The organism is Ruegeria sp. CH6 (assembly GCF_056537005.1).
In genome coordinates this window covers 605,340-619,340 of sequence record NZ_JBQFQS010000001.1, presented here as the reverse complement: position 1 = coordinate 619,340, position 14,001 = coordinate 605,340, and the positions used below count along the sequence as shown (strand labels likewise).

The following is a 14,001-nucleotide window of genomic DNA, read 5'->3' as shown; positions in this document are numbered from 1 at the left end:
TTCTCCCGGAATCGTTTCTTTGCCGTAGCTTACCCTCGCGTGGCCACGCCTTCCATCGCCCTTTTCAAATCGTGAACCAATGTCTCAGCCATCGAGCGAAACACCATGATCTGAAACGCATTTTCACCGACACGCGTGATCGATGCCGTCATGTGAAACAACAGGCTGCGCACCGTATGACCGCGTTTGAAATGCCCAGACCTGAGATCAACAGGCACCAATCGCGCTAATACCTGCTCAGCCCGATCACCTTCCAGCCGGACAACCGCCCAGGCATCAGACTGATCCACCACAGCGGCATGTTTCTCAAGCGATGCATCCGGCTCTGGCCCTATCAGCATCGCATGAGAATGCCCGAGCCAGACCGCGCGTGCGCCAGACTTTCCTGTCGCACGATTGGCGGCGGGATATGCCATCCCATGCGCAGCCTTAAACGCATCGGACAGGGCCTTCTTCTGTCCCTTCAATGGCGAAACTGAAGTGATGGCACCGACATCCTCCTCGCTGACAGAAACCGATCCAACGGTCAGAGGCAAAAGACCGGCACAGGCTGTCTTGGCAATCAGCTTATCCACGAACGCGCCCTCCCTCGGGGTCAAAGAACACCGGATTTACCACTTCGCAAAGCGTGGTTACGCCACGCAGGTGATCCACCATTTTCACAACCTCGCCTTCGCGGTCTGGCCCATCCGCCAGAAACGCCAGCCCGATCATGGTTTCCAGCGTCGGAGAGTAACAAACCGATGTTATGTATCCCTGATCGCTGGTCCGCACGGGTTCGGCTTCTTCATTGTAAAGATGTGCCCCGGCCAGCAGTTGCCTGCTTTCTCCGATTGGCTTGAGGCCGACCAGTCGTTCGCGCCCCGCCTCTTCCAGACCAGGTCGCTCTGACATTGTTTTACCGATACAGTCTTTCTTCTGCGAAACCATCCGGCCCATACCGATGTCATAGGCGGTTGTGCGACCATGGATTTCCGCGTGCGTGATAAAACCTTTTTCGATCCGCAAAACGTTCAAGGCTTCCATACCATACAGGCCTCCACCCAGCGCCTCGGCCCGTTCAATCAGAATATCGAACAGGCTGCCTCCGTAGCGGGCAGGAACCGCTATTTCATAGGCATGTTCACCCGAGAATGAGATGCGGAACAAACGCCCTTTGACACCAAGCACTTCGACTTGCCCACAAGCCATGAAAGGCCAGCTTTCATCGTCAAGTATTTGATCTAAAAGGCCATTCAGCAATTCTCGTGATTTCGGTCCGGCAACAGCGAATTGTGCCCACTGTTCTGTAACTGACGTAAAGGACACATCCAGATCTGGGCATAAACCCTGATGCACAAACTCGAGATGTTTCATCACCTCACCCGCCGCAGCGGTTGTCGTTGTCATCAGGTAGTGGTTTTCACCCAATCGCGCAGTTGTGCCGTCGTCCATCACATAGCCGTCTTCGCGCAGCATCAGGCCATAGCGCACACGCCCGACCTTCAGCGTCGAGAACATGTTGGTATAGACGAAATCCAAAAACTTTCCCGCATCCGGGCCTTGAATATCGATCTTGCCCAGCGTCGAGACATCGCAGACACCGACCGCATTACGCACCTGTTTGACCTCACGATCACAGGATTCCCGCCAAGTGGTTTCGCCCGTTTTGGGGAAGTAGCTCGGCCGATACCACAATCCTGCCTCGATCATCGGAGCATTTCGAGCGACGGAGGCTTTGTGCGAAGTTGTAAAACGCTGAGGCTTGAAGCCCTCGCCTTCTGCACCAGCGCCATAGGCCCCGATAGCAATCGGCGAATATGGCGGGCGGAATGTGGTGGTTCCGGTTTCTGGAATGCCCCGCCCCGTCGCATCCGCCAAAATAGCCAGCGCTGCAACATTCGAGTTCTTACCCTGATCCGTCGCCATACCTTGTGTGGTGTAGCGCTTCATATGCTCTACCGAGCGGAAGTTCTCGGTTGCCGCCTGTTTGACGTCTTTGACTGTCACATCGTTCTGGAAATCCAGCCACGCGCGCCCTTTGCCCGGAACCGCCCAAAGCTGCGTGATCTCGTAAGACGCATCTTCTGCTGCAGGCAATGCCATATCCGGTGCTGTCAGACCAAGCCCTTCCAGCGCTTCACCCGCCGCAGCAATTCCCTCGCGCAAACAGGCCGAAGTCGAGAACGAACCGTTGCAGGCCCCTGCAATCGACATTCCGGGTACTGATCCAGGTGTCGGCACAAACGCTTCGATATCGCGCCGCCACGTGGGTCGCCCATTCATGTGGCAGGTCAGGTGCACCGACGGGTTCCAGCCTCCGGTCATGGCAAGACAGTCTGTGTGAATACGTTCCTCACCGCTTGGGCGCCGTACCGTAATGGATTCAAGCCCTTTTCGGCCCGAACTACCACAAACCTGAGCACCGCGCAGAACCTGATAGTCCTTCGACAGCGGAGCGTCATGACGGCTGTCGATCACGGCCGCAACATGAACACCGGCATCCAGCAAATCACGCGCAGTACGGTGAATGTCATCCGTATTGCCAAAGATCGTGACATTCCGACCCGCGCTGACACCCCAACGGTTCAGATAGGCCCGCACCGCGCCAGCGGTCATGATCCCGGGGCGGTCGTTGTCGCGAAATGCAACCGGGCGCTCCAACGCGCCAGCCGCCAGCACCGACCGCTTAGCCACAATGCGCCAATAGGTCTCCAACGGTGCGCCGTTCGGTCGACGCTCGGTATGATGCAGCACACGTTCAAGGGCGGCGAAAGTGCCCTGATCATAAGCGCCTGCAACCGTCGTCCGTGTCATCAGCCGAACGTTGTCCATCGACTTCAGTTCAGCCAAAACCTCGTCGGCCCAGACATATCCAGGCTTCCCATCGATTTCATAGGTTTCAGCCAGCAGACGCCCGCCCATCCGGTTACTTTCATCGGCTAGAATGACGTCAGCGCCAGCGCGCGCGGCGGTAAGTGCTGCCATCAGTCCTGCGGGTCCGGCACCAATAACGAGCATGTCGCAGAAGGCATAGGCGCTTTCATATTTGTCCGTATTGTCCTGCCCAGACAATGCACCCAGTCCGGCAGCGCGCCGGATCGCGGGTTCATAGACCTTTTCCCAAAAGCTCTTGGGCCACATGAAGGTCTTGTAGTAGAACCCCGCCCCCAAAAACGGGGCCGCCAGATCGTTGAGCGACAAAAGATCAAAGTTCAGGCTGGGCCAGCGGTTCTGACTGCGTGCCTCAAGACCAGGATAGACCTCCTGCATCGTGGCGCGCACATTAGGCTCCTGTGTCGGACCACTTCCAACTGTCATAAGCGCATTGGGTTCTTCGCTGCCCGCCGTCAAAACCCCACGCGGGCGATGATATTTGAAAGACCGCCCCATCAGTCGCTGCTCATTTGCAAGCAGAGCCGAGGCAAGTGTGTCGCCTTCAAACCCGGAATAGCTGATACCGTCAAAGACGAAAGGAACAGGCTTTGAACGATCAATCAGACCTTTACCATTGATCCTCATGATTTCGCCTCCGATGCCAGTTCAGTCTTCAGAACCTCATGCGTAACGGTGTCCCGGGTCACGACGATCCATGCCCCGCAGCCGCCTTCGTGGTACCAGAGGTCGCGCGTCACACCGGCTGGATTATCACGTAGATAAACGAAGTTATCCCATGCCTCTTCACCCGCGTCAGGCGCCGGGCGCTCAAGATCGACCGCTGCGCCGCGATAGTAAAACTCACGCCGGTCCCGTTCTCCGCAATGCGGACAGGTGATCCTCATGACCGCGCCCCTTGCTGTACTTTGTTGTGAAACTGCATCTACCCAACCTCAGTGCAGGTTATGCTGAGAGCCTTTGCCCTCTTCATCTATGATCCCACGCCCTGTCCGGAACCGATCCAGTCGAAAGCCAGTTGCATTCTCGTGGTACTGCCCCGTGGCGATCAGATGCGCGAACACGTTGCCCGATCCTGGTACGGCCTTGAAACCACCGTAGTTCCAGCCGCAATTCAGGTAGAGCCCCTCAATATGCGTTGTATCGATAATCGGAGAACCATCAGGCGACATGTCCATGATCCCACCCCACGATCGCAGAACCTTGGCCTTTGAGATCATCGGCATAAGCGTGACACCGGCCTCCATAACGCTTTCGACCGTCGGCAAATTGCCGCGTGCGGCGTAAGACGCGTAGAAATCAAGATCACCACCGAAGACAAGGCCACCCTTGTCCGACTGGCTGATGTAGAAATGCCCCATGCCGAAGGTGACGACGTGATCGATACAGGGCTTCAGCCCTTCGGTCACAAAGGCCTGCAAAACATGGCTTTCGACCGGCAGTCGCATTCCCGCCATCGCGGCCACCTGCCCCGAACGCCCAGCCGTTACCATAGCGACTTTCTTAGCCCGGATCGGACCGCGAGAGGTCTGCACACCACGAACCACACCGTTTTCGATGTCAATTCCAGTAACCTCGCAGTTCTGAATCAGATCAACACCACGTTGATCCGCCCCGCGCGCGTATCCCCATGCCACAGCATCGTGACGGGCGGTCCCACCACGCGCGTGATAAAGGCCGCCGTAAATCGGAAAGCGCAAATTGTCGTAATTGAGGTACGGCAGCATTGATTTCAGCTCGTCCCGCCCCAGCAATACGGCGTCGTCGCCCTGACTGATCATCATGTTTCCACGACGTGCAGCTGCGTCCCGCTGGCCGTCGGAATGGAACAGGTTGATGATGCCGCGCTGCGAATGCATGACGTTGTAGTTCAGATCTTCTTCCAGCCCTTCCCACAGCTTCAGCGAATGTGAATAGAACTCGGAATTTCCCTGAAGGAAGTAGTTGGCGCGCACGATCGTCGTGTTTCGACCAATGTTGCCGCCACCGATGTAGCCCTTCTCAAGCACCGCAACATTTGTCAGGCCATGTTCCTTGGCCAGATAATACGCGGTGCTCAGACCGTGACCGCCGCCGCCGATGATGACGATGTCATACTCAGCTTTCGGCTCAGGATCGCGCCAATGAGGCGTCCACCCTTTGTTACCAGTCAAACCCTCTTTGAGGACGCGTAAGCCGGAAAAACGCATTCAGATCTCCCTGCGAGTTCGTCGGCATCAAACCAACTCCCGAAAGCAGTAGCAATGCGGTGAAACGGTTCCGCCTCTGTTTTCGACAAGAACTTGTCTATCGGCGACCAAAAAAATGGGCATCACGACTTACGCTTTGCAAGTCAGCATCGAATGAAAGATATATAAATCTGATAGTTAACCACATCAGACAGTATTCTCTGCCTGGTGTTGCGCATAGTTCAAGAAAAACGACAATCGGCTCACCAATTCCAAGCCGATTGTCGCTCGTTTTCAGTTACAGACCTTTTGCGCGGTAGCTTTTCGACACGCGGTCAATCGCCACGATATAGGCAGCAGTCCGCAAATCATCGACGTCAGCCCGGTCATGCCAAACCTCGCTCATCGACTGATAAGCGATCCGCATGGTGTCATCGAGGCCTGACCGCACCAGTTCAAGCTCATCCGCACCTTTCAGATACTTGGCCTTAAAGTCCGGAGACATAGACCATGCATCGCCGAGGTAGCGATCAAGCCGTTCCAGTTCGCTGACGATCAGCTCATGCCGCGCCTCTTCCTGGCGACGCTGCATGCGACCGAACCGGATATGGCTAAGGTTCTTGACCCATTCAAAGTAGGAGACCGTCACACCACCCGCGTTGGCGTACATATCGGGGATAATAACGGTGCCCTTCTTGCGAAGGATCTCATCTGCACCCGCCGTCACCGGTCCATTTGCGGCCTCGATGATCAACGGTGCCTTGATGTTCTCTGCATTGGACAAGTTGATTACACCTTCCAGCGCCGCCGGGATCAGGATGTCACATTCCTGCTCCAGAACTGCACCACCTTCGGCGGTGTGGGTCGCATCCGGATAGTCTTTTACACCGCCATGTTTGACGATCCACTGGCGTACAGCCTCCACATCAATCCCGTCGGGATTATAGAGTGCACCATCCCATTCGATAATACCCACGATGCGAGAGCCGTCTTCTTCGCTCAGAAACTTGGCGGCGTGGTAGCCCACGTTGCCCAACCCCTGCACGATCACGCGCTTGCCATCCAGTTTCCCGGACATTCCCGCTTTCTTGACGTCCTCGGGGTGACGGAAAAACTCGCGCAAGGCGTATTGAATACCGCGACCGGTTGCTTCTACGCGCCCCGCGATACCGCCAGCATTCAACGGCTTACCGGTAACGCAAGCACGCGAGTTGATGTCCGTAGTGTTCATCCGAGCGTATTGGTCAGCGATCCAAGCCATTTCACGCTCACCCGTTCCCATATCAGGAGCAGGCACGTTCTGAGACGGATTGATCAGGTCACGTTTTGCCAGCTCATAGGCGAAACGACGGGTGATCTGCTCCAGTTCATGTTCTTCATACTGACGCGGATCAATACACAATCCACCCTTTGATCCACCAAACGGCGCTTCGACCAACGCGCATTTATACGTCATCAGCGCTGCAAGGGCTTCAACCTCATCCTGATTCACCGCCGTGGCATAGCGAATACCACCCTTTACCGGCTCCATATGTTCGGAATGAACAGATCGATAACCAGTGAAAGTGTGGATTTGCCCGCGCAGGCGAACGCCAAATCGCACGGTATAGGTGGCGTTGCACACCCGGATCTTTTCCTCCAGCCCCGGCGGCAGGTCCATCAGGGACGCAGCCCTGTTAAACATCAGATCAACACTTTCACGAAAGCTGGGTTCATTGATGGGCGTCATAAAATCCTCCGTGCAGGTAAATGACTTACATATTGACGTTTTGTCGCACCCCTAACGGATCACTGCAATCGCCAACTGCACTTTTTTTCATCAAAAAATAAACAACCCGTTTCGCCGCTTACCGGCGAGTCGCTGTGGTTAACAAATAGAAGCGCATTGTCCCTACCGACGAAACAAACGCACAGAGAGCGTGCGAACTAAAGCCAATTTCCATTCAATAATAGCAACATAGTGTCGAATCCGCCCAAATCTCGCCACGTTCCACATCTAAATTATTAAAGTTGCGAAGGTCTGGTTTCAGCGTGCCGTATCCGTGTGCGTGGCCGCCAAGGGGACTCGTTATGAGAAATTTTGATTGGAAGTCTAGATTCAATAAGCCCAGCCTGAAGAGCGCTCGCCCAAAATGGCTGGAGGCATTCATGGCGTCGGAAAGCGGCGCGATGACCATACTCACACTGTTCCTCATAATGATCGTTTTTGTTGCAGCAGGATTTGCCGTGGATGTCATGCGATATGATCGCGAGCGCGCCAAACTGCAGTATGCCCTGGACCGGGCAGTTCTTGCCGCTGCCGACCTTGATCAGGATTTGTGCCCGAAAGACGTTGTGAAAGACTACCTCAAAAAGGAAGGTCTGGATCAGTATCTGGTGGGAGAACCCATAGTCGAGCCGGAGACCTGCGGATCGCAAGCGGTGGTGCTTGAAGGCTATCGCCGCGTCGAAGCGAGCGCGAAGATGGACATCGAAATGCACTTCATGAAGTGGCGCGGTGTTGAAACAATCGCCAGCGTCGCGTCCAGCGTGGCTGAAGAGTCGATCGGCAACGTGGAAATTTCGCTGGTTCTGGACGTCTCGGGCTCGATGCGCGGCACCAAGCTGACCAACCTCAAGAAAGCAGCCAACAATTTTATCGACGAGATGATCAACAAGTCCGAGGACGGCAAATTGTCGATCTCGATCGTGCCCTATTCCGAACAGGTTGCGATACCCAGTTACCTGATGGATCTGCTTAAAACTGAAGGTGAAAACGACATCGCCAACTGTATCGACTTTAACAGCGGTGACTTCACAACAACAACTTTTGACAATTTTGACGCCAAAGATCCAAACAGCGGCCAAGTCGTCCGCGTTGGTACGCCAATTCCCAAAACACTTCACTTTACCGATTCAGGAAATGCAGACTATCGGCCCTCTAACGGCGTGGTAACAAGCTACACATGCTTGCCAAACACAGCCACGAGCCATCGTGAAATCACGATCATGCAAAAGGACGCTCAAAAGCTAAAGGATGAGATTGCCTTGCTGCAGGCGGATGGCTGGACATCTATCGATGTAGGTCTGAAATGGGGTCTGACGCTATTGGACGAGAGCTTCCGTTACCTGACCAATGAAATGTCCAAAGACGGTCATATCCCGACAGAGTTCAAAGCGCGCCCTGCACCAAACAAAAGTGCGGATACGCTGAAAGTTGTTGTGCTGATGACTGACGGGGCAAATACCAAGCAGCATTTGGTCCTCCCGCCATATCATCAGGGTACATCTGACGTCTGGTGGAATGCATCTGACGATATCTATTCCTTCTACGACCGCGATCAAAGCAACTATATTTGGCCTGATGTTGAGATGACGGAATACAACTCTAGCAGAGGTTGGTATTGGGCGAGAGACGAGCGTCAGGATCACGCCTATGGGGAAGGCAATAGGAAGTATATGCAATACCAATGCACATCTTACAGCAACGGTACCTGCTATTCGATGAACCGAAGCCGATCCAGAGAAAAGTCAGAAGGCACCGATGTTGTAGAGCTGTCGTGGCCAGACCTTTGGAAACGTACGACCAAGTATCGTATCTATCAGATGTTCTACGATGCTTACGGTTCAAGCTATGCCTATGACTGGTACTATGCTGCATCGGACGAACTCGATCAGCCGGACAAAGACCCGCGTGTCAGATCCCTGTGTGACAAAGCAAAGGAAGAGAAGGTCATCACGTTCTCAATCGCCTTTGACGCCCCAACAGCGGCTAAAAATCTGCTGAAATACTGCATCAGCGACGACGGTGCATATTACGAGGCATCCAATGAGGATATCGTTGACGTCTTTGCCTCGATCGGTTCGACAATTCAGAACCTGCGGTTGACCCAATGATCCGCCGCGCGACCATATGGCTGCGCCGGTTTCGGCGTCGCGAAGACGGCAGCGCCACGATTGAACTGCTGTTCTGGTTTCCCTTCTTTATCTGGGTAACCTACTCCGGCGTTGATCTGGGTTTAATGTCGTTCCATCACGCAAATCTCGAACGTGCGCTGGACGAAACCATCCGCGAAGTACGGCTGAACCGATTGCCTGCAGGCGAGACCGAGTGGAAGCATGACCTGCTCAAAGATATGATCTGTGACCGCGCTCGACTTCTTCCCGATTGCGGCGCTAACCTGTCTCTGGAGATGAAATCACTCGACCCCTTCTCTTCTTTGGCAGCGCAGAATTTGAATCAAACTCCACTTTGCGCGGACACGCCTGAGGAAGTCCGGAAACCTGAGGATCGGGTCTTTGAAGCGGGTGCATCCAACGAGTTGATGATCATTCGTGCATGTATGGAGGTTGCTCCCGTTTGGATCAGTACAATCCTGGGCCAGGGCGTCAGGGAGAATGCCAGCGGTCAATTCGAATTACATTCCACAACGGTATTCGTCCATGAGCCTGCTTAATAGTTCAATCGTCAGAAAACTACGGATCCACCTCAAGCGTTTCAAACGTAGCGAGGATGGCCTGATTACGATCGAAGCAGTGTTGATGGTGCCGGTCCTGTTCTGGTCTCTGACCGCATCCTACACGTTCTTCAACAGCTATCACCAAAGTGCGAGAAATCTGAAAGCCGCTTATGCAGTAGCAGATATCATCTCTCGTGAACGCGGCACCATTACGTCCACTTATGTCGAAACGCTGTATTCTTTGATGCAGAATATGGTCGAAGAGCGGTCTGACATGAACATGCGCATCTCATTCCTGCGCTACGACAAACCTGACAAGCGCCACTATGTCTTGTGGTCCTGCGCCCGAGGTGCTGACTTTACCACCAAGTGGGACAACGGCAACATTCATCAGCTCGAAGACCGTCTGCCCACTATGCCAGACAATGGCAAGATGATCGTGGTCGAAACAAGCAACCTCTATCGCCCGCCTTTCAAGCTGCTTGTCACGCGCCCGCCCTACTACATGAACAACTTTGTTTTCACGCACCCGCGTGTGTTCGACAACATCAACGCTGAGAACAACTGCTAAGGGTCATCCCCTTTCGGCGAGTATCGCGGACAGAATCTCTGACATGAATTTGGTTTCGGCGGCGGCGGTCATCCCGCCTACGCCGACCCGATGCCCCAGTCGCCACCAAAGGCCGGGTTCCCATCGGGCACCGGTTGACGTCTTGGTACGGATCAGAAATCCATTGGACGGCTTGAACGCGAAAACCCCGCGATCCACGCTCTCAATATCCTGCACATCTGCAATCTTGTGGCCGGAACCTGTTCTGATTTCCGATTGAGTCAATTCGATCCGGTCTGCGGTTGCAAACCACATGCGATAGGCCAGCCAGAACGCAGCCCCACCGACAACAATCAGGAACAATTGCCACCCCAATGCTGGGGGCGAGGCAAGCGCTACGTACAGAACCAACACCCCAACCGTTGTCAGCATCCCTACCCCAATCCAACGTCTGGGCGCGGATGCCTCAACTGTTGCCAGCACTTCGTCCTGCATAGTCGTCTCCATCTGATTTCCTTGTCGTTTAGCGACTTTTGCAGCCGGACAACAGACCTCGAAATGAAACGAACAAATTTGCACAGATGTAGTGCCCGAGTGCAAATTGACCGCACGATTGCACGAAATACATAGTGCTCGTACAAGCAGGAGGTCGCTATGTCCCTCAGACCAACATTAGAAACACGCAAAGCCGTTCCAACCATGGAGGGTGCAGGCGTCAAACTACACCGAGCCTTTGGATTTCAGGACCCTTCCGAGCTGGATCCTTTTCTTCTGTTCGACGATTTCAGAAACGAGCGGCCAGAGGACTATCAGGCAGGATTCCCCTGGCATCCGCATCGCGGGATCGAGACAATAACTTACGTGCTGTCAGGCACGGTCGAACATAGCGACTCGCTGGGCAATAGCGGTTCTCTGGGCGCAGGTGATGTCCAGTGGATGACTGCCGGATCAGGAATCCTGCATCAGGAAATGCCTAGCGGAAACACAAATGGCCAGATGCACGGGTTTCAGCTTTGGGGCAATCTTCCCTCTGCGCAGAAGATGACTGCTCCGCGGTACCAAGACGTTCAAAGCAAAGAAATCCCTGAGGTCACCGATGATGACGGTACTATAGTTCGGATCATCGTTGGGGAATTCTGGGGGCAAACCGGGCCAGTTGATGGGATTGCAGCTGATCCACAATATCTGGACATCTCAATTCCAGCGGGAGTGAAAAAAACTTTCCGCATAGACACTTACCGCCGGGCGTTTGCTTATGTTTTTGAAGGGCAAGCTGCGTTTGCCGATGCATCGCAACCAACTGGTATCCTTCTTGAAAAAGAAGTCGCGGGACAAGAAGTCAACATTCGCGATATGTCCGGCGACCGTACTCTGGTCCGATTTGGAACAGGGGATGAAGTCACGGTTCAGGCCGGGCCCGAAGGCGTTCGATTTCTGTTGATATCTGGTGCTCCGATCAATGAACCGGTGGCATGGCATGGTCCAATTGTCATGAACACGCGATCAGAACTGGAGAAGGCTTTTCGTGAATTGCGAAATGGAACTTTCATTCAGCCTGCGCACTAGAACCCGAATGCCCGGCCATCTTTGGTCGGGCATTTTCAGGATGTGACTGCTTTGCGCACCATATCCCAATAGATCAGCTCAACCTCATCCAACGACAATCGCCCACCCGACCGATACCATGTCATGACGCCGTTCAGCATGGCGATCACCGCCAGAGTGGCGATCTTGGTATCTGCGATCGAGAACAGGCCTTCTTGCTGACCCTCTCGCAGAACATTCTCCAGTGAGTCTTCGTAGCTGCGGCGCAGCGCTTCGATCTCGGTAAAGTTCTCGGGCGAGAGATTCCGCAGCTCCATATAAGCGATGAAAACCTCATCAGGCCGTTCAAGATGGAACCGGATATGAAAGCCCACGAACTGACGTAAAGCGCCAAGGGCATCTGGTTGTTTCTCCAGATCGTTGTAAGCCGCAAGCAGGTCTTGCATATGCTGCTGCATCAGGCGGAAGAGCAGGCTCTGCTTGTCTGGCGTGTAGTTGTACAACGCCCCCGCCTGTACACCGACTTCACCAGCGATCTGACGCATGGAAACCGCAGCATAGCCGTGCCGGGCAAAAAGCCTCAGCGCTGCCTGCCGGATACGCGGGCCTGTTATGTCAGAATGAGAACCTTGAGTACGTGCCATAAGGCCACCGTATATGAACAAATGTTCAGATAGAAGCCTGCTTGAACCAGCTTCGTAAAAGATGCATCACAGAACCCGGACGCATCCCCGAAAGGCTGGTCATGAAACACATATCTCTGCTGACCCTGTTACTGGCATTCGCCGGATGTACGGATATTCCCGAGTTGGAAGGGAAAGAGGCCCCATCCATCCGCAATGCGGCTTATCCCAAGCTCGTCCCGCTTGAGGAAACACTTGGCACCCCTGTTGATCCCGTCAGCGAGGCATCTGAGGTCGAAGAGGAACTGACCTCCCGCAGTGAAGAACTGGCTAAGAAAGCCGCAGCTCTACAGGCCGCTGAAATCAACTGACACACCGATTCTGACACAGAAAATTCACCGGCTTTGCTGGTGCATGACGCATTGCACCCCTGCCCCGAACCCGCTAAGGCAGCCTGCAAAGGACGTTTCGTCTAATACGGCAGATCGAGCGGAAAGGACCCACGGAATGACAAAGGCGCTGCGGCTTGGAATTGCGGGTTTGGGAACCGTGGGCATTGGTGTCGTGAAGATTGTACGCCGTCATGGCGATCTGCTGCAGGCGCGTACGGGCCGCCCCATCGAAATCGTTGCTGTTTCGGCGCGCGACCCAAACAAGGATCGCGGCGTAAGCCTGTCTGAATATGCTTGGGAAACCGATCCTGTGGCGTTGGCCAAACGGGATGACATCGACGTTTTCGTAGAGCTCATGGGCGGTGAAAACGGGCCGGCCAAAGCTTCGGTCGAGGCCGCACTTGCCAGCGGCAAGGATGTCGTGACCGCAAACAAGGCGCTGCTGGCGATCCATGGTCAGGAACTGGCTGAAACCGCCGAAGATGCTGGACGAGTGATCAGGTTCGAGGCAGCCGTCGCAGGCGGCATCCCGATCATCAAGTCCTTGACCGAAGGTCTGGCCGGTAACGAAATCACGCGCGTCATGGGTGTGATGAACGGCACATGCAACTATATCCTGACCCGCATGCAATCGCAGGAACTGGGCTACAACGCGCTGTTCGAGGAATGCGCCGAACTAGGTTACCTCGAAGCTGATCCCAACCTTGATGTAGGTGGTATTGACGCGGCGCACAAGCTGGCTCTGTTGTCCTCAATTGCCTTCGGGACAAAGCCGAACTTCGACGGCATTGAGATCGAAGGTATCCAGCATATCAGCCTCGATGACATCCATCAGGCCGCCGATATGGGCTATCGCATCAAGCTGCTGGGTGTTGCGCAACGCTCTGCCCGCGGCCTGGAACAACGGATGCAGCCCTGCCTTGTCCCAAGCGATTCACCTCTGGGTCAGCTCGAAGGCGGAACGAATATGGTCGTGATCGAAGGTGACGCTGTTGAACAGGTCGTTCTGCGCGGCCCCGGTGCCGGTGAAGGTCCAACTGCCAGCGCCGTTATGGGTGATGTCTGTGATCTGGCGCGTGGCCTGCAAATCTCGACCTTCGGCCGCCCGGCAAACACTCTGACAGAGGCGTTGCCAGCACGGACCGGCCTGCCCGCGCCTTACTATCTACGCCTTGCACTGTTGGACAAACCCGGTGCACTCGCCAAGGTGGCGGCAATTTTGGGCAACGCAGGCGTTTCAATCGACCGTATGCGCCAATACGCACATTCCGAAGCCACCGCACCAGTTCTCATCGTTACACACAAGACCACCCGCGCCACGCTGGATCTGGCGCTTGATGATCTCAGAACCACGGACGTTGTCTCGGGCGAACCTGTCGCACTGCGCATTGAACAGGTCTGAACTCTTGC

The 14,001-nt window shown here is 54.7% G+C and carries 13 protein-coding genes; 6 read left to right on the top strand and 7 right to left on the bottom strand.

Going from position 1 to position 14,001, the window contains the following annotated elements:
• Positions 1-29 precede the first annotated feature (29 nt).
• From ACR0CW_RS03145 to ACR0CW_RS03125, 5 genes are all read right to left on the bottom strand, one after another.
• Complete coding sequence (locus tag ACR0CW_RS03145; protein WP_480786791.1) at positions 30-575, bottom strand: sarcosine oxidase subunit gamma; 546 nt, start codon at positions 573-575, stop codon at positions 30-32.
• Positions 568-3,501 (bottom strand): sarcosine oxidase subunit alpha family protein, encoded by a 2,934-nt coding sequence (locus ACR0CW_RS03140; protein ID WP_480786790.1) that lies wholly within the window; start codon positions 3,499-3,501, stop codon positions 568-570. The genes ACR0CW_RS03145 and ACR0CW_RS03140 overlap by 8 nt, the downstream gene beginning before the upstream one ends.
• Positions 3,498-3,761 carry a sarcosine oxidase subunit delta gene (locus ACR0CW_RS03135; RefSeq protein WP_170332787.1) on the bottom strand — a complete coding sequence of 88 codons (264 nt, stop codon included), beginning with the start codon at positions 3,759-3,761 and terminating at the stop codon, positions 3,498-3,500. Before ACR0CW_RS03135 ends, ACR0CW_RS03140 begins: the two co-directional genes overlap by 4 nt.
• Positions 3,762-3,809: 48 nt before the next feature.
• On the bottom strand, positions 3,810-5,063 hold the full coding sequence (locus ACR0CW_RS03130) for a sarcosine oxidase subunit beta family protein (RefSeq protein ID WP_480786789.1): 1,254 nt from the start codon (positions 5,061-5,063) through the stop codon (positions 3,810-3,812).
• 277 nt (positions 5,064-5,340) lie between these two features.
• Positions 5,341-6,771, bottom strand: a complete 1,431-nt coding sequence (locus ACR0CW_RS03125; protein ID WP_170332783.1) for a Glu/Leu/Phe/Val family dehydrogenase — start codon at positions 6,769-6,771, stop codon at positions 5,341-5,343.
• A 419-nt stretch (positions 6,772-7,190) separates the two neighbouring features.
• On the opposite strand from ACR0CW_RS03125, the gene ACR0CW_RS03120 reads away from it, so the two are divergent.
• Genes ACR0CW_RS03120 through ACR0CW_RS03110 form a run of 3 tightly spaced genes read left to right on the top strand, consistent with a single transcriptional unit; the run spans position 7,191 to position 10,052 of the window.
• A complete protein-coding gene (locus ACR0CW_RS03120) occupies positions 7,191-8,918 on the top strand; it encodes a pilus assembly protein TadG-related protein (protein WP_480786788.1) in 1,728 nt (575 codons plus the stop codon).
• On the top strand, positions 8,915-9,478 hold the full coding sequence (locus ACR0CW_RS03115) for a TadE/TadG family type IV pilus assembly protein (RefSeq protein WP_155135486.1): 564 nt from the start codon (positions 8,915-8,917) through the stop codon (positions 9,476-9,478). Before ACR0CW_RS03120 ends, ACR0CW_RS03115 begins: the two co-directional genes overlap by 4 nt.
• Positions 9,465-10,052, top strand: a complete 588-nt coding sequence (locus tag ACR0CW_RS03110; protein WP_196223222.1) for a TadE/TadG family type IV pilus assembly protein — start codon at positions 9,465-9,467, stop codon at positions 10,050-10,052. Before ACR0CW_RS03115 ends, ACR0CW_RS03110 begins: the two co-directional genes overlap by 14 nt.
• Positions 10,053-10,055: 3 nt before the next feature.
• Here the strand turns inward: ACR0CW_RS03110 and ACR0CW_RS03105 are convergent, their stop codons facing one another.
• Positions 10,056-10,538 carry a hypothetical protein gene (locus ACR0CW_RS03105; RefSeq protein WP_480786787.1) on the bottom strand — a complete coding sequence of 161 codons (483 nt, stop codon included), beginning with the start codon at positions 10,536-10,538 and terminating at the stop codon, positions 10,056-10,058.
• Between the two features lie 147 nt (positions 10,539-10,685).
• Between ACR0CW_RS03105 and ACR0CW_RS03100 the strand changes: the two genes are divergently transcribed.
• The gene (locus tag ACR0CW_RS03100) at positions 10,686-11,597 is read left to right on the top strand and encodes a pirin family protein (protein WP_480786786.1); all 912 of its coding nucleotides are present in this window, start codon (positions 10,686-10,688) and stop codon (positions 11,595-11,597) included.
• Between the two features lie 35 nt (positions 11,598-11,632).
• On the opposite strand, the gene ACR0CW_RS03095 is transcribed toward ACR0CW_RS03100, so the two are convergent.
• Positions 11,633-12,220 carry a TetR/AcrR family transcriptional regulator gene (locus tag ACR0CW_RS03095; RefSeq protein ID WP_480786785.1) on the bottom strand — a complete coding sequence of 196 codons (588 nt, stop codon included), beginning with the start codon at positions 12,218-12,220 and terminating at the stop codon, positions 11,633-11,635.
• Positions 12,221-12,321: 101 nt separating this feature from the next.
• Between ACR0CW_RS03095 and ACR0CW_RS03090 the strand changes: the two genes are divergently transcribed.
• On the top strand, positions 12,322-12,570 hold the full coding sequence (locus tag ACR0CW_RS03090) for a hypothetical protein (RefSeq protein ID WP_170332775.1): 249 nt from the start codon (positions 12,322-12,324) through the stop codon (positions 12,568-12,570).
• 136 nt (positions 12,571-12,706) lie between these two features.
• Positions 12,707-13,993: a homoserine dehydrogenase gene (locus ACR0CW_RS03085; protein WP_480738898.1), complete on the top strand. Its 1,287-nt coding sequence runs from the start codon at positions 12,707-12,709 to the stop codon at positions 13,991-13,993.
• The last annotated feature ends 8 nt before the right edge of the window (positions 13,994-14,001 follow it).